Below are 19,674 nucleotides of genomic sequence, written 5' to 3' on the forward strand. Positions count from 1 at the left end.
ACCTGGGCGCGTGGCGGGCGGCGGTGTGCTTCGGTCGCGAGACCTGGGGTCAGTGGCAGTCCTCGCGCGTCTCGGCGGTGTCCTTCAGGCGCTGCATCCAGTCCTTGAGGCCCGCGTCGAGGCTGCCCTGGCTGCCCGGGATGTCGGCCTCGACGGGAGCGCCCGCCCAGGACTCCTCGGTGGTGGCGAGTACGCCGCCCCTGACCGGCTTGAAGGTGAACAGATGGACACCGTCGATGCCGTTCACGGGCCCGCCCCACGCGGTGCAGCGCTGGGACTTGACCGTCTTGACCGTGGACGTGACCTGCATGCTCTGCGGTGACCACTCGAAGACCGAGCCCGGCCGCAGCGGGCCCGGCGTCTTCTTCTGGGCCGGGGTGATCTCCGGTATCCAGGAGGACCAGTTGTCGATGTCCGTGTGCAGTCGCCAGACGGTCTTCAGCGGCGCCTTGATGAGAACGCTGGACGTACTGATCACGGGGGCGTCCTTGTCGACGGTCACGCCCCGGCATTCCTGGTAGCCGCGGCCGCTCGACTTCGCAGCGTCCGTCACCGTCACCGTCACCGGGCCTGCCGGGTCCGCCGCGTTCGCCACTGCCGTCGGCTGGACGGCCAGGGTCGCCGTCGCGCCGAGGGCGGCGACGCCGATGGCTTTCCAGTGCTTACGTCGTGTGGTGATCAACGTCTTCCTTCTCTCACGTGTCATGCGCAGATGGGGCGTCGCAGCCCCGGCATTCGCCGAGATTCACGGCGTGTGCTTACGACTGCAAGGCTACGAGTGTAATCATAGCGTGGCAAGAGAGATGACGCACGTGAACCGGCCTCCGCAATCCGCGACTTGAGCCCTTCCGCCCCTCAGGAAGCCCGCAGCAGGCCCAGGCTGGTGAACACCTCCTGGCACCACGCCGGCGCGCTCTCCCCTCCCGGCACGGACGGGGCCGCATCGCATGAGGGCCGGCCCGTCGCTAGGTCGGGTCGGCCCTCAGCCGTGACGCGTGAGCATCAGGGGATCGGATGCTCACGCGCACGATGCCTGGTTGAACGATTCTGCAGCGGGGCGGTTACGCGGAAACCGGGCGATCGATAACGGATTGCCGTGCCGATCGGCAGTCGGAAGACTCCCGCCCATGACCGCGCACGCACGTGACCTGACGCTCCGGCACTTCCGATGGATCGACGGTCACGCCGATGTCTGGGCGATCTTCCGGGACGCCGAGGCGCTCGCCGCGGTGGTGGCCGGCCTCGTCGCACCGTTTCGGGACGAGGGCGTCACGGCGGTCTGCGGGATCGAGTCGCGCGGATTCCTGCTGGGCGGCGCCGCGGCCGTCGAACTCGGGGTCGGCTTCGTGCCCGTACGGAAGGGCGATGGCCTCTTCCCCGGTGACAAGGCCGTACGCCGGACCTCCCCCGACTACCGGAACCTGCGCCACACGCTGCGGCTCCAGCGGTCCTCGCTGGGCCCGGGGGACCGTGTCGTGCTGGTCGACGACTGGATCGAGACCGGAAGCCAGGCCGCGGCCGTCCGGAGCATGGTCGAGGAGTGCGGGGCGACCTGGGTGGGGTGCGGCGTCATGGTCGATCAGCTCGCCGGGGGGCCGGGGGACGCCCTCGGAGCCGTACGCGGACTTGGGACCGTACGCGCGCTGCTCGCCGCGCGAGACCTTCCGGCTTACGAGTCCTGAGGCCGCCGTCCAGGAGACCGGATCGGCCTCGTTCAGGGCCGGCTCACGATCATCTTGCCGGTGTTTCCGCCGCGCAGCATGGACAGGAACGCGTCCACGATCCGGTCGAAGCCCGCCACGACCGTCTCGTCCAGGGCGAGTTGCCCGCCGACCAGACGCGGTACGGCGAACTCGTACAACTCCTCCTGTACTTCCTGGTAGTTCCGCACCAGGAAGCCCTCCATCCGCAGGCTCCTCTCCACCACGTCGGCGTGGTTGAACCGCACCGGTGGCGCGTCCGGGGTGTTGTACTGGCCGACCGTGCCGACCCGTACCACCCGGCCGCGTTCGCGCAGCGCGCCGATCGCCGCGCCCAGGTGCTCGCCCCCGACGTTGTCGACGTACACGTCGATGCCGGCCGGCGCGGCCTTCGCCAGGAGGTCGGCGACGGGGCCGGCGTGGTAGTCGAACGCCTCGTCGTAGCCGACCCGTTCCTTCAGATACGCCACTTTCGCCGGGGTGCCCGCGCTGCCGACGAGCCGTCCGGCGCCCATCAGCCGGGCGAACCGCCCGGTGGCCGTACCGACGCCACCGGCCGCCGCCGAGACGAACAGGTCCTCCCCTTCGCGGAGTTGGGCGATCCGGGTGAGTCCGACGTACGCCGTGAGGCCGGTGCCGCCGAGGATGCTCAGGTGGGCGGAGAGGGGGACACCGTCGTGGTGCGGGAGGCGTCTCGTCTCGTCGGGGCGTACGACGGAGTGGGTGCGCCAGCCGTGCCGGTGGAGGACGATCTCCCCCTCCGGGAGCGCCGGGTCGCGGGAGTCGATCACCCGGCCGAGCGTGCGGCCCTCCAGCGGGGAGTTCAGCTCGAAGTCGCCGTCCATCATCTCGCGGTGGTACGGGTCGACGGACCAGTGGAGGTTCTCCACAAGGGCCGTGCCGGGGGCGGGTCGGGGGATGGGCGACTCGACGAAGCGGAAGTGGCCGGGGGTGGGGAAGCCGGTCGGGCGGGCGATCTGGTGCACGGCGAGCGCGGTGGTGGCGGTGGTGGCGGAGGCGGTGGTGGCTGAGGCGGGGCTGGATGCGGTCATGGGACGTGACCGTAGAGAGGAATGAGACGGCCGGGCAGAGGGTTGCGCTCATGGAACGACCGCATCCATGAAGCGTCCTCATACCCGCAGGTAGGAGCCCCCGTGACCGTGCCACTGACCGCGCCCCTGCCGAAGGCCGCACCCGCCGCCGCGGACCTCTCGCCGCAGGAGCTGCGCACCCTCGTGGCCGTCGCCGTCGAGGGCGGCTTCTCGGCGGCGGCCGGCACGCTCGGCATGACGCAGTCCGCCGTCTCCCACGCGGTGCGCGGCATCGAACGCAAGGTGGGCGCCGTGCTCTTCGAGCGCGGCCGGTACGGGGCGCGCCCCACGGCGGCGGGCACCCGGGCCGTGGCGCACGCGCGGCGGGTGCTTCGGATGCTGGACACGCTCGCCGCGGAGGCGCGTGGGGCCGGAGCGGGCGCCGACGGCGGCGACACCGTCGCGGGGCCGTTGCGCATCGCCGCCTTCCGCAGCGCGGCCCTGCATCTGCTGCCGCGCGCGCTGGAGGGGCTGGCCGCGCGGCATCCCGGGATCGAGCCGACGGTACGGGTGGTCAGGGAGGTCGGCCCCGGCACGGCGGGCGAGGTCGCCGAGGGGCGCGCGGACGTGGGGATCGCGACGATCGGTACGAGTTCGCCGGTGCCGCCGGGGCTGATCGGGGACGTACTCCTGGAGGAGCCGTACGCCCTGGTGCACCCGGCCGGCCATCCGGACCCGCGCTCGCTGCCGCTGGTCGACTGGACCGAGAACTGCTCGTCGTACACCCGGACTTGGTGGGCGGAGCAGGACTGGATCCCGTGCGCGACCGTCCGGGCGGAGGACGACGGAGCGGTGCTTTCGATCGTGAGCAGCGGACTCGGCATGGCCATCATGCCCGCGCTCTCACTGACACGCGCACCGCTCACCACCGAGATCACCGACCTCGGCCCCGAGCGGCCGACCCGCTCCGTCGGTTACGTCACGACGCCCGAACTGGCGACGACGATCGCGGTCCGCGCACTGATCAGAGAGCTTCGGGCGCTACGTCCGCTGGACGGTGGGTGGCCCTTGAACGGACCGTGGTCAACCGGCAGATGAACACCTGCCGGTTCGGCCGGGACCGGGCCCCCGCGTGGGTCCGTGGGCCCTGCGGATGGGCCCTGACCTGTACTTACGCTGCTGCCGCTCGGGGGCACGACGGCGTAGGGCGGGAGTACAGGTGCGCGACAGGCGGCAGCGTTACAGAGGGTGGAACGACAGATGGCGCGGCGGAAGATGGCGTGATCGAGGCCGGGGTGATCGAGGGCAGAGCGGCGCCGAGTACGCCGCGGTGTTCGGGGTCGTGGCCGCGATCATCGCCGCGATCGTCGGTCTGAGCCTGCCCGAGGAGGAGGCGACCGGGCTCAAGAGCGCGGTGTGCCGGGTACTGCACCCGCTGAGCGGGAACGAGGCGTGTGCCACCGGCGACTTCGCGGACGGCGGCGACGGGGGAGAGGGCGGCGGAGGCGGTGGCGAGGGCGGGGACCCCTTCGTACCCAACGGCGACCCGTTCGAGCCCACGAGGTGTCTGCTGTCCCAGGATCAGACCAAGACCACCGTCGTCGTCCAGATCTTCTTCATCAAGATCAGCAGCTCGGAGACGGTCAAGCTGCAGCAGTGGTCCGACGGCACCGTCACGCTGGAGCGGATCACCGAAGTGGGCGGCGGGGTCACGGCCAGCATCTCGGCGGGTATCCGTGGCCTTGAGGACTGGGGTGGCAGCGCCAAGCTGAGCGGTACGTATCTGGCGGGCAGCGGCAGCGGCGGGCAGTGGCTGTTCTCCGGGAACAAGACCGGTGACCCGCAGAAGGACCTGGAGCTGAACCTGGAGGACGCCAAGCAGTTCACCGAGTATCTGAAGGCCCAGGACGAGTGCAACTCCCGCCCCGCCGGGCCCCGTTCCTCCGAACTCGGGATGATCTGCGGCTACCACGCCAACAAGAAGAAGCCCGACCTGCCGCCGGAGAAGGCACCCGACGTCGACATCACCAAGACGTCCATCGAGGCCTCCGGCAACGTGAACTTCGGCGGAAAGTTCAAGGGCAACGGAAAGGGCGGAAAGGGCGGCAAGGACTCCGGCGACGGCCCCAAGGACCTCGGGAAGATATCCGGCGAGCTGGCCAACGGCACGATGACCGAGGACGTCGTCGTCATGCGCGCGCACACCGGGCCGAACGCCGGGAAGATCACCTTCGTCTACACCTTCACCGTCAAGGGCGCGGGCGGCGCGGGCGGGATCGCCACCGGCGAGCGGATGCAGCAGGTGGCGGTCACCTACGACGCGGCGACGTACGACCAGGAGGAAGAGGACGGCAAGGCGCACCGCCCGGAGAAGCTGGTGATCACCACCAGCGAGGAGGCCGGAGGGGGCGGCGGCGTCAAGGTCGAGGCGGGCGCCAACGCCGGCCCCGTGACGATCGATGTCGGCGGCGGTGGCGGATCCACCGAGTCGCAGATCCATACCGAGACGGCCGAACTCATCCTCGACAACGACGCCGACAGCGTCCTCGTCGAGGACTGGCTGCGCGGAAACGGCGACCAGCCCGCGAAGAACCCGCTGCCCTCCCCCACCGACGCGGCCAAGGTGCCGGGCCCGGACGCGAGCCCGCTCGAACGGCTGTTGCACGAGAAGGGAAGGCTCAGCAGGCTCGACTACAAGGCCAACACCGACTGGTGGAACGCCTCACTGGGTATCGGCTTCGGCATCTCCGCCGGGCAGTTCACCCTCGGGTTCAAGCTCTTCGGGATCGACATCACCCATGAGGAGAAGAACCAGACGATCACCGGCGACCCGACGTACGCGACGGGGCCGAAGAACGGCGGCGCCCGGCCCTGGGTCGAATGGAAGAACTGCAGCAAGGTCAAGCCGATCCCGACGTGAGGCGGGCAGCCGGTCAGGCAGTCGGGCAGTCGGTCGGCGTGTGCTGGCCGCGGAGGTTGTTCTCCGTGGCCGGGCCCGCCCCGTCAGCCTCGCAGCTCGGACAGGTCCTCGTCGCTGAGTACGAGGTCGCCCGCCGCGAGGTTCTCCTCCAGATGGTCGAGAGAGCCGGTGCCCGGAATCGCCAGGATCGACGGCGACCTCGCCAGCAGGGCGGCGAGCGCGACCTGCGCCGTGGTCGCGCTCAGGCGGGCCGCGACCTTGCCGAGCCGCTCGGTGTCGAGCGGGGTGCCGCCACCGCCGAGCGGGAAGTACGGCACGTACGCGATACCCGCCGCCTCGCACTCCGCGAGCAGCCCGTGGTCATCGGCGTACTGGTTCTGCACCGCCGTGACGGGTGCGACGGCACGGGCCTCCGCGAACTGGGCGGCATCGACATTGCTGACGCCCAGGTGCCGGATCAGCCCCTCCGCGCGCAGCTCGGCCAGTACCGCGAACCGTTCCGCGATCGACTCCCCGCCCGGCCCGGTCATCCCGCCCACCCGCAGATAGACCAGGTCGAGCCGGTCGAGCCCGAGGGCCCGCAGATCCGTCTCGACCAGGCCGCGGAGCTGGTCGGGCGTCGCCTGTCCGCTCGGCATACCGTTCGGTCCAGGCAGCGGGCCGACCTTCGTCGCGATCACCAGGCCGGCGGGGTAGGGGGCCAGCGCCGTACGGATCTGCTCGTTGGCCTGTACGGCTTCCCTGCCGTAGAAGCCGGCCGTGTCGATGTGGTTCACGCCCAGCTCCACGGCCCGCCGGAGCACCGCGATGCCGGTCTCGTGAGCGCGCGTCGGGCCGTCGAAGGTGCCTGTGGCCAGGCGCATGGCGCCGAAGCCGAGCCGGTTGATGGTCAGGTCTCCGCCGAGGGAGAAAGTCTTGATCGTCATGAGACCCATGCTGCGCGCGGTCGCGACGCCCGGCGAGCCGGTGGCAGCTTGGTGCCAGACTGAAGGAATGCGGAACGAACAAGTGTTTTCAGTGCAAGGAGACGCGGAGCTGGTCGCGCGGGCCGGGCATCTCTTCGAATCCGCACAGACCGAGTTCGTATGCGCGGCCCGGGACCTCAACACCTGGTCACAGCCAGAGGCCAGGGCGGTGATCGGGGCCCGGATGGCCGCCTCGGGTGCATCGGCCGCCTCGGGTGCCTCAGATGCCTCGGACGCACCGGGCGCCTCGGGCTTCATCACACGCAAGCTACTCAGCCCGGTCGCGCTCGCGGACGAGGAGGCCCGTGCCCACCTGCGGCAGGTGCGGCGTGCCGGGGCGCTCGTACGGATCAGCGGTTCGCGGCTGCCGCACGAGACCATCCTCATCGACCGACGGGTGATGATCCTCGCCGGCCGGGAGACCCCCACCGGCCGCGAGTACACCGTGACGACGTCGCGGACCCTGGTCGACGGCGTCCACTCGATGTTCCGGGCGATCTGGGACGCCGCCGTGGATCTCGACACCTACCTGAGCGGCGACGTCCCGCACCTCGACGCCGAAGCCCGCGTGATCCTCGCGGCGCTGGCCTCGGGCCGCACGGACGAATCGGCGGCCAAACGGCTCGGCGTCCCACTGCGTACGTATCGGCGGCGGGTGGCGGACCTGATGGTGAAGCTGGAGGCGGACTCCCGCTTCCAGGCGGGGCTGCGCGCGGGTGAGCTGGGGCTCACCCCCGTAGCGTCGCGTCGATCGCCGTGAGGTAGCCGGCCACCGGTCCCAGCGTGAGCAAACCACTGCCCGCGCCCGCGAGTTCGGCGGACGCGGGCAGCAGCCGCTCGCGCACGCGGGTGAGTGCGGCGCGGTCGGCGAGTGCCAGTGCCGCCGTCGCCTCCAGGCAGCAGCACGCCTCGTACAGCAGGTCGTGGGGCGGCTCCGGCAGGGCGTGCAGAGCGCGCAGCGCGGCGGAGTGGTCGCCTGCGGCCAGGGAGGCGAGCGGGGTGATCCAGGGGCGGTACGGTCCCCAGTCCGCCCGGAGGTCGACCGCCTCGCGCGGCGGGACACGGGGGCCGTCGGAGGAGTGCGGGGAGGTGAAGTGCAGGGAGAGCAGGGCGAGCGGCAGGATGCCGTGGGTCAGGCCCGGCATACCGGCGTCCGGCAGGCCGGTGGCGGCTCTCTCGTACGCCGACCTCGCCCCAGCGAGATCCCCCGACGCGGACAGGCGCAGCGCGCCGTACCACTGGGTGAAGACGCCCACCAGCGGGAGTTCGTGGCGCGCCGCCAGACGATCCGCGGCGGCGGCATGCGTGTCGGCCGCCGCGAAGTCGCCCAGGGCGCCGTACGCCTGAAGGCGGATCAGACGGCCGAGCACCTCGAAGGTCACCAGGCCGTGGCGGGCGCCCAACTCGACCAGTTCCGCGCCGATTTCGGATCGGCGCGGTGCGAGGCCCGCGCGGGTGAAGGACTGCATGAACGTCCCGTTCAGCGCGAACGCCAGCAGCGCCGGGTCGTCGAGGCGGCGCGCGATCGTCTCCGCGCGCCCCGCCGCCTGGGGGCCGCGTGAGGAGTGCGAGCCGCGCATCTCCACCGCGACGGTGGCGAGCAGCCGGCAGCGCACCGCGTCGTACGTACCGCGCCCGTCGGGCGGCGGCAGCGCGGCCAGGGTGCGCTCGGCGGCGGCGACGATCCGCCGCGCCAGTTCCGGATCGTCGCCGCGCGTCCAGATCGCGGGGACGTCGAAGGCGCCGATCACCCGGCCGGTCAGCTCCGGGTCGCCGAACTCCTCGGCGGCGGTGATCGCCGCGAGCCGGTGTTCGCGCGCGGCCGTCAGCCCGCCGCCACCGGTCACCGCGAGGTCGCGGAGCAGGCCGACCGTCGTCTCCAGGCGGGCGCGGGCGCCCGCCGCGACCGTGCGGTCGTACGCGGCGGCGGCCCGCGTCCACAGTTGTGCCGCCGCCTCGGTGGGGCCCGCGGTGCCGTCGATCGCCGGATCCTGCGCCAGCATGTCCGCCTCCAGCCGCCGCAGCCCCGGCCCCGGATCGAGCCCGAGCTGTTCCACCAGCGTCGACCGGGCCCGGCGCAGGACCGCGAGCGCGTCCCCCTGGCGGCCCGTCCGGTACAGCGCCAGCGCCAGCAGCCGCCACGCGTCCTCGCGCCAGGGATGGTCGGCCAGGTGCGCGTCCAGGTCGGGGACCGCGTCGGCGGCGAGGCCGACGGCCAACTGCGCCTCGGCCCGGCGCTCGACCGACCGGAGCCGCAGTTCGGCCAGGCGGGCGCGTTCGCCCCGTACCCACTCCTCCTGCGCGAAGTCGGCGTACGCGGGCCCCCGCCACAGCTCCAGCGCCTCGTCGAGCCGCCGCAGCGCTTGCGCGGGCGGCAGCTTCGCCGCCTCGCCGACGGCCGTCTCGAAACGCCAGGCGTCGACGGCGTCCGGCCCGGCGCGCAGCGCGTATCCGGGGCCGTCGGTGACCAGCAGCCGGGCAGGGGTACGGGGCGGACGGTCCGGTTCCAGGGCACGGCGGAGCGCGGCGACGAAGGTCTGTACGGCGCCGACCGCGCCGGACGGCGGCGGATCCTCCGTCCACAGGTCGGCGACCAGCCGGCCGACGGGGACGACCCGGCGGCGGGCGACGATCAGGCGCGCCAGTACGGCACGGTGGCGCGGGCCCTTGAGGGCGATCGGGCCGTCCCGGCCCTCGGCGGTCACGGGGCCGAGCACACCGAACAGGACCTGTGCCATCCGCCCTCTTCCGTCGCTCTTCGAGCGTGCTGACCGACTGCTGATTCGAGGCCCGCACGCTGGAAGCCACGCAGCTCGAAGCTACGCACGCCACCCTACGAAAGAGCGCACCATGCACCCCACCATCCCCGGCTTCACCTACCAGCGCGTCCCGGTCGCCGACGACGTCACCCCCGACATCACCCCCGACATCACCCTCAACGTCGCCGTCGGAGGCTCGGGCAGCCCGGTCGTGCTCCTGCACGGCTTCCCGCAGACCCACCTCATGTGGCGGCACGTCGCCGTCGAACTCGCCGCCCACCACACCGTCATCTGCCCCGACCTGCGCGGTTACGGCGCCAGCGACAAGCCGGCCGCCGTGGAAGGCGTCACGTACGCCAAGCGCACCATGGCCGCCGACACCGTCGCGCTCGCCCGTGCCCTGGGGCACGACCGGTTCGCGCTGGTCGGACACGACCGGGGCGCCCTCGTGGCGATCCGCGCGGCCCTCGACCACCCCGAGGTGATCACCCATCTCGCCTCGCTCGACGTCCTGCCCACGCTGGACACCTGGGACGTCATGCACGGCACGGGCGCGGCCGTCGGCTTCCACCTCTATCTGATGGCGCAGCCGCCCGGCCTGCCCGAGCGGATGATCAGCGCCAGCGCCGACGCCTTCTTCGGCCACTTCCTCGACATCTGGACGCGCGACCCGCGGGCGATTCCGCCCGAGATCCGGGCCGAGTACCTGGCGGCCTCCCGCGCGGCCGTCCCGTCCATCGTCGCCGACTACCGCGCCTCCGCCGGGATCGACGTCGCCCACGACCAGGCCGACCGCGACGCCGGGAACCAGCTGCGGATGCCGGTCTCGGTCCTCCAGCAGGACTGGGGTACGGCCCTGGGCTTCGACGCCGCCGCGCGCTGGCGCGCCTGGGCACCCGACCTGCGGCACACGACCGTCTCGAGCGGCCACTTCATGGCCGAGGAGGCGCCGGGAGAGGTCGTCGAGGCGGTACGGGACCTCCTCACCCGCTGAGGGCGCGGCGGCGCGGGCGGCCGCACATCCGGCACCCCACATCGGGCGCCCCACCCGTCCGCCCCCCTTCCCCACCCGTCACCCCACCCGCAGCGCCCCCAGCAACCGCCCCAGCGCGGCCCTCGTGTCGGTCAGGTCCGCCGGGTCCGTCGAGGTCGCCAGCCACAGCGCCGCCTCGTTCATCGCGCCCGACAGCAGGTGCGCGAGCGGCGCCACCGGCTGTGCGGCGATGACGCCCTCGGCCACGAGCCCGGCCAGCGCCTCCGTCAGATGGCGGGCCGACGACGCCTCGTCCATCGCCCGCCACTCGGTCCAGCCCAGTACGGCGGGCCCGTCGACGAGCATGATCCGCTGAATGTCGGGCGCGGTCGTCGCGGTGATGAACTCCTGGCAGCCCGCGACCAGTTGCTCCCAGGAGTCGTCCCGCGCGTCGGCCGCCTCCGCGACACGGGCGCCGACCTCCTCCTGGACGTCCTTCAGTACGGCACGGAAGAGGGCGGTCTTGCTGTCGAAGTGGTGGTAGAGCGCGCCCTTGGTCACACCGGCGGCGGCGACGATCTCCGCGAGGCTCACCGCGCCGTAACCGACCTCCGCGAAGAGCCTCCGGCCCTCGCGCAGCAGAGCCTGCCTGGTCTGCTCCCGCTGCCGGGCCCGGGTCCCCTGCTCCTGCGGCATCGCGTCCCTCTCCAGTTTGACGTACTCAAGGTATGTGAATAGCGTTGTTCGCGTACCAAAGGTATGCGAAAGGAATCCGTCATGCGGCTGACCAGCTTCTATCCCGTGATCGCCACCACGCGACTCCAGGAATCACGCGACTTCTACATCCGGCTGCTGGGTTTCGAGACGACGTTCGAGGCCGACTGGTACGTGAGCCTGCGGCGGCCGGGGCCCGTCCCGTACGAGCTCGCGCTCCTCGATCCCACCCACCCGACGGTGCCCGCGGGGTACGGCAAACCGGTTCAGGGGCTGCTCCTCAACTTCGAGGTGGCGGACGTGGACGCGGAGTGGGAGCGGCTCGTCCACGGCGAGGGGCTGACCCCCGTACTCAAGCTGCGCAGTGAGGACTTCGGACAGCGGCACTTCATTGTGGCCGACCCCAGTGGGGTGCTGATCGACTTCATCACGCCGATCGAACCGATCGGGGAGTTCGTGCAGCAGTACGTCGGCGCGGGCGCGGGCGCGCTGTAGGCCCTCGGAGTCGTACGACGCGCGAAGGCTCCGACCGGGACACAGGGTCCGGTCGGAGCCTTCGTGAGCGTCGGGTCAGCTCTGCGGCGGGCGGTCGTCGCCCGGCGTGGGCCGGTCCTGGGAGCCGAGTTGCTCGTTGAGCTTCTCCTGGGCGGTGTCGACCTGGCTCTTGTACTTGTTGCCGGTCTTCCTGTCGACGGCGTCGCCGGCCTTGTCGACGCCCTTTCGCACGGTGTCCTCGCGGCCCTTGACCAGACCCTTGAGCTTGTCGAGCATCGACATGACTCGTCCTCCCTTGTGGGGTTCACTCCCAGCATCGGGGCGTGTGTCGTATCCCGCATCCGGGCGGTGACAAAGCGCATGGAACGGCAGGTAAGCGGCCCATTTCGCGGCGGTCTCCGGGCAAAGTCCGGACCCCGAGGCTGCGCGCCGGCCCCGGGAGTCGCACTCTTGACCGTATGAGTGACGCACCGATCGTCGTACACCGGCCGTCCGGGACGGGCGGCCGGCGGGTCACTGTCCGCGGCCGGATCATGGGACTCGCGCACAACGACGACCATCTGATCGAATTCCTCCGGCTCGCCGGGCTGCCCGACGCGTGGGAACTGCTCGACGACCCCTCCTGGGTGGAGTGGCAGGGCGGGCAGCCGCACGAGTACGGCTCCGAGTGACGAACCGGCCCGGACAGGAGCCGCTCAGGTCGGCTGCCGCTGCTCCGCCACGATCGGCGTCAGCTGCGTGAGCGTGTCGATCCGCCAGTCCGCCGCCGCGACGACGTCCGGATCGTCCGCCGACAGATAACCCCAGTGGCCGCGCCGCAGATGCGCCGCCCGCAGGCCGGCCCGCTGGGCGGGGAACAGATCGTTCATGGGGTGGTCACCGACGTACAGAATCCGTTCCGGCGCGGTGTCCGCCGCCTCCACGACACGGGCGAAGAACTCCCCCGACGGCTTGGCGACCCCCCACTCGTCGGACGTGACGACCAGATCGGCCGGCAGATCGAGGCCCCGCAGCAGCTCACCGGCCTTGACGCTCTGGTTGCCGGCGATGATGACGCGTACGCCGAGCTGGTGCAGACCGGCCAGGGCGGGCCGTACGTCGGGGTAGAGGTCGGACTCGTCCAGGTGCTCGCCCCGGCCCGCGGCCTCTCTGGCCCGGTACGCCTCGCCGACATCTATGCCCGGCTTGATGAGACGGAGGGCGTCGGCGTTGTCCCTGCTCTGGGTGGTGACGGCGCCGACCAGCGCGGAGATGGTGTGGCGGGGGATGCCGAGCCAATCGGCCCAGGAAGCCCAGTAGCGGTCGTCGCGGACGAGAGTCTCGCCGACGTCGAACACGATGGTTTCGATCACCGGGGTAAGCGTAGGTGCTGCGGGGCTCCGGATGGGGGCGGTACGAGGTCGTGGGGCACACGCTCTGCCGATTGTCAGTGGCTGGCCGTAGCCTTACTCCATGTCAGCTTCCTCTGATGCCAGCGTTCCCGTCCGTCCCGCCGCCGTCGTCAACGCGGAGATCCGTGCCCTGTGGGCGCGTGCGGGCCGGGCGCTGTCCACCGCCGAGCAGGAGGAGTATCAGCGGCTGCTGGTCGAGTGGGCCGCGTCGGTCCGGGCCGATGTGGTGGAGGCCGCTTAGGCCGATCGGGGCCTCAGGAGGCGGCCGGGCCGGTAAATGGAGATGATCTTGGTCCGGATGGCGTAATGTTGCATTCAACGGCGCGGGGTGGAGCAGCTCGGTAGCTCGCTGGGCTCATAACCCAGAGGTCGCAGGTTCAAATCCTGTCCCCGCTACTGGAAAAAGACGAAGGCCCGGATCCACTGGATCCGGGCCTTCGTCGTACCCGCATGTCCAGGGCGCGCCCGCATCGGCGCCGGATCGCGGCTTGACCTTTACGTAACGTCAAGATTTAGCGTTCCGGTCATGGAGTGGTCGATCCAGGACATCGCGAAGAAGGCCGGCACGACGAGCCGCACGCTCAGGCACTACGGCGAGCTGGGACTGCTGGCCCCGAGCCGGGTCGGCGGCAACGGTTACCGCTACTACGACCAGGACGCCCTCGTCCGGTTGCAGCGGATCCTGCTGCTGCGTGAACTCGGCCTCGGCCTGCCCGCGATCGCCGAGATCCTCGACGGCCAACAGGACACGGCCGCCGCCCTGCGCACCCATCTCGCGCTGCTCGAACAGGAGCGGGCGCGCGTGGGACGTCTGATCGCGTCGGTGCGGACCACTCTCCACAAGACCGAGAGGGGAGAACAGCTCATGGCCGAGGAAATTCTCGACGGCTTCGATCACACCCGGTACGAGCAGGAGGTGACGGAGCGATGGGGCCGGGAGGCGTACGAGCGGGGGGACCGCTGGTGGCGGTCGCTGAGCGAGAGCGAGCGCCGGGAGTTCATGGACCTGCACGAGAACATCGCCCGCGACTGGGGGCAGGCCAAGAAGGACGGTCTCGCCGCCGACGGCGATCGGGCCCAGGCCATCGCCGCCCGGCACTGCGACTGGCTGTCGACCACCACGAGCCCTTCCAGGTCGTACGTCATCGGTGTCACCGCGATGTACGTCGACGACGCGCGCTTCGGCCGTAACTACGACAAGTACGCGGAGGGCGCGGCCGTCCTCGTACGGGACGCGATGAAGGTGTACGCCGAGCGCCACCTCACCGACTGACGATCCGCCCCACCAGGCCGATTTCCCGGCCCACCACCGGCCCACCACCGGCCCACCACCGGCCGGCTGCCGCCCCGCCCCCGGTCACCGCACTGGCCCACCGATAGCCCAGTCGGTCGACGGCGGGTAGCCGCCCGGCGCGTGAGGGGCCAGCCTAGGGAGGGCGCGGTACCGTCCGCAGCCGTCGACGGACCGGGCAGGAGACCACTGGTGGGGCAGAGAGACAGCGGAGACGACGGGACGGCGGGCGGCGGCGGGGACGACGGCCGCCGTCCCGCCGAGAGTGCTGTCCGCCGTCCCGGCCTGTCCAGCAGGCTCCGTGGTTTCGGCAACAGCGCCCGGCGCGGCTTCCGCCGTGGCTTCGAGCGCGCCGACGCGGGCTTCCGCCGGGCGGACTCCCGCCCGGCCGCCCCGGTCCCGCCGGCCTTCGACCCGGACGATCCCACCTGGGACGGCCTGTCCTCCGTCGACAAGCACCCCGCGGGCTTCGGTCCCGACGACCCCCGTCCGGCCGGGCGGGGGCGCGGCCGGCACGCGGCCCGGCCGGCGCATCCGATCGTGGAGATCCTGCCCGGCCTGATCATCGTGGCGGGAATCGTCCTGGACCAGGCGACCCCGACCGCCATCACCGCTTCCCCGCTCTACGCGGCGGCGCCGCTGGTCGCCGCCCCGTTCTTCTCGTTCCTGCGCACCCTTGTCATCGGCATCTTCGCCACCGTCGCCGTCGTCGGGCTGCACTTCCTCAACGACACGGTGACCGGGGTCGAGACGGTCACCGAATCGCTGACCGTCTTCACGGTCTCCGTTCTCGCGCTGGCCATCAACGGCGTCGTACGCCGCAGCGGCGAACGCCTGGCCTCGGCGCGCGTCATCGCCGAGGCCGCCCAGCGGGCCGTCCTGCCGACGCCCGCCGCCCGGATCGGCGGGCTCCATGTCGCCGCGCGCTACGAGGCGGCGGAGGAGGGGGCGTTCATCGGCGGTGACCTGTTCGCCGTCCAGGACACGGAGTACGGGGTACGGCTGGTGGTCGGCGACGTACGCGGCAAGGGCATGGGCGCCGTCGAGACCGTGGCCGTCGTCATCGGCGCCTTCCGTGAGGCCGCCGAGCAGGAGCGGTCGCTCGAAGGGGTCGCGCAGCGGCTGGAGCGGGCGCTGGCGCGCGAAGGCACCCGGCGGGACGGGATCGACCTGTTCGAGGGTTTCACCACCGCCGTACTGGCCGAGATCCCGCACGTCGAGGGCATGGTGCGCGTGGTCAACCGGGGGCACCCGGAGCCGCTGCTGCTCGCCCCCGACGGCGGGCTGACCGTGCTGGCCCCCGCCGATCCGGCGCTGCCGCTCGGGATGGGCGAGCTGGGGACCTGGCCGGACCGCGCGGACGAGGTCCCGTACGAGTCCGGGGCGACGCTGCTCCTCTACACCGACGGGCTCACCGAGGCGCGCAACACTGCGGGTGTCTTCTACAACCCGCGCGAACGGCTCGCGGGACGGATCTTCCCCGGCCCCGACGAGCTGCTCGACGCGATCGTCGGGGACGTACGGCTGCACACCGGCGGCGGCAGTACGGACGACATGGCGCTGCTGGCCGTCAGCCGGCCCACCCCGCGACAGCCGGAGCGGCGCCGGACGATGCCCGTCGTGCCGTGACTCGATCGCGTCGTGACCCGTCATGGCCGGACGGGACACGGCGTGCCGTGCGCCGTCATCTCGCCCGCCACGCTGCGTAGTTGAGGCGCACCACTCCGCATAACATTTGACGCACCGTCAGTTCGAGTGTGTGATCGCACACGGCCCGAAGGGCGATCAACTCGCCCGATTCCACCCGCTTGTGTCCCGGTTGGTCCAGGCCGCGTCCGCTAACGATCACCCGGAACAGCTTGGAATAAGCCCCGGTCGTCTATTAACGTTCGATAACGCAGCGCGGTTGTCCCAGCCGTCGAAGAGACGGCACCGTGCGCACGCGCCGAATTCCGCAAGGAAACCGGGGAACCACCAATTGGGGTGAATCGGGCGTCTCTTGCTGCCTCGTGCGGCGAAGAACGCTCGTAGGAGACCTTCCTGCTCCGAACCCGTCAGCTAACCCGGTAGGCGAGAAGGAAGGAAAGGAGAGCGCCCCAGTGGCGTCCAACAGGCCTGCCCCCGAAGCCTCAGCCCCGGTCCATTTCGGTCCCGGGAGCCGGTTCGCCGGTACCGATCGCGCCGACGACGAGGCGAACAGGGGCTGGGAGGAGTGGAATCCCACCGCGGACTCCATCCGTCCCGTACGCGGCAAACACCGTGTCGCCAAGCAGCGCAACGCTCTCGCCCGCAGCTCCACCGTCCTCGGAGTAGGCGTCATCGCCGCGGTCGGCGCGGGAGGCATAGCCTCCGCGCAGGACAAGCCGGCGGTCTCGATATCACTTCCCGACGCGCTCTCGGACAGTTTCCCCGACGCCAAGTCTCTTCCCGGTGTCGGGTCTTTCATGTCCGACGGCGACGACAAGAGTGACGAGACACCCTCTCCGCTCACCACGGCCGGCCTCACCGCGGCGGACGCCCAGCAGGGCACCACCGACTCCGGCGAGGCGCTGCGCGCCCGCATCCTCCAGCAGGCGGAGCAGCAGCAGGCCGAGGCCGACGCCGCCCAGAAGGCGAGCGCCGAGAAGGCCGCCGCCGAGAAGGCCGCGGCCGAGGCGAAGAAGCAGCAGACCGACGCCAAGGAGAAGGCCGCCGAGGAGAAGCGCAAGGCGAAGGAGGCGGCCGAGCGCAAGGCCGAGAAGGAGCGCCTGGAGAAGCTGGCAGCCAGCTTCTCGCTTCCCACCTCCTCGTACACGCTCACCTCTACGTACGGCCAGAGCGGCTCCATGTGGTCCTCCGGCCAGCACACCGGCCTGGACTTCGCCGCCCCCACGGGCACGCCCGCCAAGGCCGTCCACAGCGCGACCGTCAAGTCGGCCGGCTGGTCGGGGTCGTACGGCTACCGCGTGGTGCTGGAGCTCGATGACGGTACGGAGATCTGGTACGCCCACCTGTCCTCGATGACCGTCGCCGCCGGCCAGAAGGTCACCACCGGCGAGACCGTCGGACGCGTGGGAGCCACCGGCAACGTCACCGGTCCGCACCTGCACCTTGAGGTGCACACCGCGGGCGGCAGCGGGATCGACCCGCTGAGCTGGCTCCGCAGCAAGGGACTCACTCCTTAAAAGAACAGGTCGAGCCTCCTAGCTCCGATACGGGTTGTAGCCGCCGTAGTCGATGTACGGCGGCGGAGTCCACACCCGCCCCGTCGCCCGCGCCGCGTACGCCAGCGCGGGCGACGCCATTTCCCGGCGCTGCCACATGTGGTGCAGCAGCTCCTGCTCGCGCTCGGCGAAGTCCGGGTCCGCCGCGCCGCGTCCCGCCCGGTGGCGCAGGAACGCGAGGGCGGTCGCGAACGCCTGGTACTCGCGGACCGTGCGGGCCGCCGCAGGCCCGTACGTACGGCCCGCGACATCGCGCGCCGTCGAGCGCGCCCGCATCGAGGACAGCGCGAGCGGTTCGGTCTCGCCGAGCCAGCCGGCCGCCGCGTACGCGGGCAACTCGGCCGAGACCGTGCGCAGTTCGCGCTGCCGGCTCCATATCGCCAGCCAGGTGAGCAGGGCGAAGGCGGGGACCATGAAGGCCGCGTACACCGCGTAGAAGCCGTACGGGCCGAACAGTGACGAGGAGCCGTTCCACAGCGCGTGCGTGCCCATGGCGAGCGTGAGGCCGAGCACCGGCAGCAGCCAACGGCGCACGCGCTGGCGGCGCGTGGCGAGGGCGGCGACGCCGAAGCCGATGCCTGTCAGGACCGTGAACAGCGGATGGGCGAACGGCGACATCACGACCCGTACGAAGAAGGTCGCCGCGGTCACGGACGCGAGGCCCGAGTTGCCGATCTGCTGGTCCTCGCCGAAGGCGTTGCCGAGATAGAGGATGTTCTCGGTGAAGGCGAAGCCGGTCGCGGTGAAGCCGGCGACGACGACCCCGTCCACGAGACCGGTGAACGACTTCCGCCGGAAGAGGAAGATCAGCAGGATCGCGGCGGCCTTCGCGCTCTCCTCGACGATCGGCGCCACCACCGTGGCCCCCAGGGACTCCGCGCCGGTGGGGTCGGCGGTGGCGGTGGCTATCCACTGGGTCGCGAAGGAGTTCGCCGTGATCGCCACGAGGGCGGCGGCGCAGGCGCCCCAGGCGAAGGCGAAGATCAGATTCCGCCAGGGCCCCGGCTCGACCCGGTCCAGCCAGCGGAAGGCCGCCATCAGCAGCGGCACGGGCAGGGTCGCCAGACCGAGGCCGACGAGAAAGCCCTGCGTGCCGGTCTGTTCCCGGACGAGCGACAGGATCAGCAGACCGCAGATGGCGAGCAGGATGATCACCGCGCCCGCGCGCACCGCCGGGTGCCGCCAGAACGAGCGGTGCGGCCGGTAGCGCCAGCGGGCCCGCTCCGGCACGGCGGCCCACATGTCACCGAGCTGCTGTTGCTGCTCGAACGCGGGGATCGCCGGGTGCGGGTACGGGTGCGGGTTCGGATACGGCTGCGAGTGCGGGAGCGGAGGGATGTGCGGAGGGGCGTGCGGCGGTGGTCGGGACGGTTCGGACACCTTCTGACCCTAACGAGCGCCACCGACATCCCGCGACGGCGCCCGTTCGGTCCCGGCCGACGTCCTACTCGGCCGGAACGCCGTCCGGAACGCCGTCCTCCGCGACGCCGTCCGCGACGTCCTCCGCGACGCGTCGGAAGACCAGGTCGCGTACGGCATGCCCCTTGTCGAGGCCCTGGCCCTCGAACCGCGTGAGCGGCCGGAAGTCGGGCCGCGGCGCGTAACCGTCGTCCGGGGCGGTGTTCTCGAAGGCGGGGTGCGCGGTCAGCACGTCGAGCATCTGCTCGGCGTACGGTTCCCAGTCGGTCGCGCAGTGCAGTACGGCACCGGGCCTCAGCCGGGGCGCGGCCAGGTCGAGGAACTCGGGCTGGATCAGCCGCCGTTTGTGGTGGCGCGTCTTGGGCCACGGGTCGGGGAAGTAGACACGTATCCCGGCCAGCGAACCGGGCGCCAGCATCTCCCGGAGCAGGATGATCGCGTCGCCGTTGGCCACCCGGATGTTGGACAGCCCGTTCCGCTCGGCGAGACGCAGCAGATTGCCCTGCCCCGGCGTGTGGACGTCGGCGGCGAGAATCCCGGTGCCCGGGTCGTCGGCGGCCATCCGCGCGGTCGCCTCGCCCATGCCGAAGCCGATCTCCAGGACGACCGGCAGCCCGCCGAGGAGCGCGTCGAGATCGAGCACCCGCTGTCCGTCGATGTCCAGGCCCCAGGACGGCCACAGCCGCCGCAGGACATCGGCCTGGCCGGTCGTCACCCGGCTGCGGCGCGGCTGGAAGCTGCGGATACGGCGCTCGAAGTGCGATCCGGCGGGGTCGGCGGCCGGTCCCGAGCCCTCGGGGAACATCCGGGACC

General features: G+C 71.5%; 20 protein-coding genes, 1 tRNA gene and 1 riboswitch. Of the genes, 12 read left to right on the top strand and 9 right to left on the bottom strand.

What is annotated here, in order from left to right; translation table 11 throughout:
* Window positions 1–49: 49 nt before the first annotated feature.
* A complete protein-coding gene (locus ACFT9I_RS34865) occupies window positions 50–682 on the bottom strand; it encodes an SRPBCC family protein (RefSeq protein ID WP_382571174.1) in 633 nt (210 codons plus the stop codon).
* Between the two features lie 445 nt (window positions 683–1,127).
* Between ACFT9I_RS34865 and ACFT9I_RS34870 the strand changes: the two genes are divergently transcribed.
* The gene (locus ACFT9I_RS34870; protein ID WP_382571175.1) at window positions 1,128–1,682 is read left to right on the top strand and encodes a phosphoribosyltransferase family protein; all 555 of its coding nucleotides are present in this window, start codon (window positions 1,128–1,130) and stop codon (window positions 1,680–1,682) included.
* Window positions 1,683–1,714: 32 nt separating this feature from the next.
* On the opposite strand, the gene ACFT9I_RS34875 is transcribed toward ACFT9I_RS34870, so the two are convergent.
* Complete coding sequence (locus tag ACFT9I_RS34875) at window positions 1,715–2,752, bottom strand: NADP-dependent oxidoreductase (protein WP_382571176.1); 1,038 nt, start codon at window positions 2,750–2,752, stop codon at window positions 1,715–1,717.
* Window positions 2,753–2,854: 102 nt separating this feature from the next.
* Here ACFT9I_RS34875 and ACFT9I_RS34880 point away from each other — a divergent pair, with 102 nt between their 5' ends.
* Complete coding sequence (locus tag ACFT9I_RS34880) at window positions 2,855–3,829, top strand: LysR family transcriptional regulator (RefSeq protein WP_382571178.1); 975 nt, start codon at window positions 2,855–2,857, stop codon at window positions 3,827–3,829.
* 244 nt (window positions 3,830–4,073) lie between these two features.
* Complete coding sequence (locus tag ACFT9I_RS34885; RefSeq protein ID WP_382571179.1) at window positions 4,074–5,651, top strand: hypothetical protein; 1,578 nt, start codon at window positions 4,074–4,076, stop codon at window positions 5,649–5,651.
* Between the two features lie 83 nt (window positions 5,652–5,734).
* Here the strand turns inward: ACFT9I_RS34885 and ACFT9I_RS34890 are convergent, their stop codons facing one another.
* Window positions 5,735–6,577 carry an oxidoreductase gene (locus ACFT9I_RS34890; protein ID WP_382571181.1) on the bottom strand — a complete coding sequence of 281 codons (843 nt, stop codon included), beginning with the start codon at window positions 6,575–6,577 and terminating at the stop codon, window positions 5,735–5,737.
* 67 nt (window positions 6,578–6,644) lie between these two features.
* Here ACFT9I_RS34890 and ACFT9I_RS34895 point away from each other — a divergent pair, with 67 nt between their 5' ends.
* A complete protein-coding gene (locus ACFT9I_RS34895; protein ID WP_382571210.1) occupies window positions 6,645–7,376 on the top strand; it encodes a DNA-binding response regulator in 732 nt (243 codons plus the stop codon).
* On the opposite strand, the gene ACFT9I_RS34900 is transcribed toward ACFT9I_RS34895, so the two are convergent.
* Complete coding sequence (locus tag ACFT9I_RS34900) at window positions 7,345–9,354, bottom strand: BTAD domain-containing putative transcriptional regulator (RefSeq protein WP_382571182.1); 2,010 nt, start codon at window positions 9,352–9,354, stop codon at window positions 7,345–7,347. The genes ACFT9I_RS34895 and ACFT9I_RS34900 overlap by 32 nt on opposite strands.
* Window positions 9,355–9,466: 112 nt before the next feature.
* On the opposite strand from ACFT9I_RS34900, the gene ACFT9I_RS34905 reads away from it, so the two are divergent.
* Complete coding sequence (locus tag ACFT9I_RS34905) at window positions 9,467–10,369, top strand: alpha/beta fold hydrolase (RefSeq protein WP_382571184.1); 903 nt, start codon at window positions 9,467–9,469, stop codon at window positions 10,367–10,369.
* 78 nt (window positions 10,370–10,447) lie between these two features.
* Here ACFT9I_RS34905 and ACFT9I_RS34910 read toward each other — a convergent pair whose 3' ends face one another.
* Window positions 10,448–11,044 (bottom strand): TetR/AcrR family transcriptional regulator, encoded by a 597-nt coding sequence (locus ACFT9I_RS34910; protein WP_382571185.1) that lies wholly within the window; start codon window positions 11,042–11,044, stop codon window positions 10,448–10,450.
* An 81-nt stretch (window positions 11,045–11,125) separates the two neighbouring features.
* Here ACFT9I_RS34910 and ACFT9I_RS34915 point away from each other — a divergent pair, with 81 nt between their 5' ends.
* A complete protein-coding gene (locus ACFT9I_RS34915; protein WP_382571187.1) occupies window positions 11,126–11,557 on the top strand; it encodes a VOC family protein in 432 nt (143 codons plus the stop codon).
* Window positions 11,558–11,632: 75 nt separating this feature from the next.
* Here ACFT9I_RS34915 and ACFT9I_RS34920 read toward each other — a convergent pair whose 3' ends face one another.
* Window positions 11,633–11,839, bottom strand: coding sequence for an antitoxin (locus tag ACFT9I_RS34920; RefSeq protein ID WP_382571189.1), 207 nt, complete (start codon window positions 11,837–11,839; stop codon window positions 11,633–11,635).
* A 176-nt stretch (window positions 11,840–12,015) separates the two neighbouring features.
* Here ACFT9I_RS34920 and ACFT9I_RS34925 point away from each other — a divergent pair, with 176 nt between their 5' ends.
* Window positions 12,016–12,228 carry a hypothetical protein gene (locus tag ACFT9I_RS34925; RefSeq protein WP_382571190.1) on the top strand — a complete coding sequence of 71 codons (213 nt, stop codon included), beginning with the start codon at window positions 12,016–12,018 and terminating at the stop codon, window positions 12,226–12,228.
* Window positions 12,229–12,252: 24 nt separating this feature from the next.
* Here ACFT9I_RS34925 and ACFT9I_RS34930 read toward each other — a convergent pair whose 3' ends face one another.
* Window positions 12,253–12,909 (bottom strand): HAD family hydrolase, encoded by a 657-nt coding sequence (locus ACFT9I_RS34930; protein ID WP_382571192.1) that lies wholly within the window; start codon window positions 12,907–12,909, stop codon window positions 12,253–12,255.
* Window positions 12,910–13,009: 100 nt separating this feature from the next.
* Here ACFT9I_RS34930 and ACFT9I_RS34935 point away from each other — a divergent pair, with 100 nt between their 5' ends.
* The 5 genes from ACFT9I_RS34935 to ACFT9I_RS34955 all read left to right on the top strand — a co-directional run bounded on the left by ACFT9I_RS34935 (window position 13,010) and on the right by ACFT9I_RS34955 (window position 17,403).
* Window positions 13,010–13,189 (top strand): hypothetical protein, encoded by a 180-nt coding sequence (locus tag ACFT9I_RS34935; RefSeq protein ID WP_382571193.1) that lies wholly within the window; start codon window positions 13,010–13,012, stop codon window positions 13,187–13,189.
* Between the two features lie 81 nt (window positions 13,190–13,270).
* Window positions 13,271–13,344: transfer RNA gene (locus ACFT9I_RS34940), tRNA-Met, on the top strand.
* Window positions 13,345–13,474: 130 nt separating this feature from the next.
* Window positions 13,475–14,221 carry a MerR family transcriptional regulator gene (locus tag ACFT9I_RS34945; RefSeq protein WP_382571195.1) on the top strand — a complete coding sequence of 249 codons (747 nt, stop codon included), beginning with the start codon at window positions 13,475–13,477 and terminating at the stop codon, window positions 14,219–14,221.
* 555 nt (window positions 14,222–14,776) lie between these two features.
* Window positions 14,777–15,868: a PP2C family protein-serine/threonine phosphatase gene (locus ACFT9I_RS34950; protein WP_382571211.1), complete on the top strand. Its 1,092-nt coding sequence runs from the start codon at window positions 14,777–14,779 to the stop codon at window positions 15,866–15,868.
* Window positions 15,869–16,172: 304 nt separating this feature from the next.
* Window positions 16,173–16,327, top strand: a riboswitch (cyclic di-AMP (ydaO/yuaA leader).
* A gap of 11 nt (window positions 16,328–16,338) precedes the next feature.
* Window positions 16,339–17,403: a M23 family metallopeptidase gene (locus ACFT9I_RS34955; RefSeq protein ID WP_382571196.1), complete on the top strand. Its 1,065-nt coding sequence runs from the start codon at window positions 16,339–16,341 to the stop codon at window positions 17,401–17,403.
* A gap of 18 nt (window positions 17,404–17,421) precedes the next feature.
* Here the strand turns inward: ACFT9I_RS34955 and ACFT9I_RS34960 are convergent, their stop codons facing one another.
* Together ACFT9I_RS34960 and trmB are read right to left on the bottom strand one after the other, a co-directional pair.
* The gene (locus ACFT9I_RS34960) at window positions 17,422–18,684 is read right to left on the bottom strand and encodes a PrsW family intramembrane metalloprotease (RefSeq protein ID WP_382571213.1); all 1,263 of its coding nucleotides are present in this window, start codon (window positions 18,682–18,684) and stop codon (window positions 17,422–17,424) included.
* Window positions 18,685–18,886: 202 nt separating this feature from the next.
* Window positions 18,887–19,666, bottom strand: coding sequence for a tRNA (guanosine(46)-N7)-methyltransferase TrmB (gene trmB, locus ACFT9I_RS34965; protein WP_382571215.1), 780 nt, complete (start codon window positions 19,664–19,666; stop codon window positions 18,887–18,889).
* Between the last annotated feature and the right edge of the window lie 8 nt (window positions 19,667–19,674).

Origin of the sequence: Streptomyces sp. NPDC057137, from assembly GCF_042670825.1 — a bacterium.
Lineage (GTDB): Bacteria > Actinomycetota > Actinomycetes > Streptomycetales > Streptomycetaceae > Streptomyces.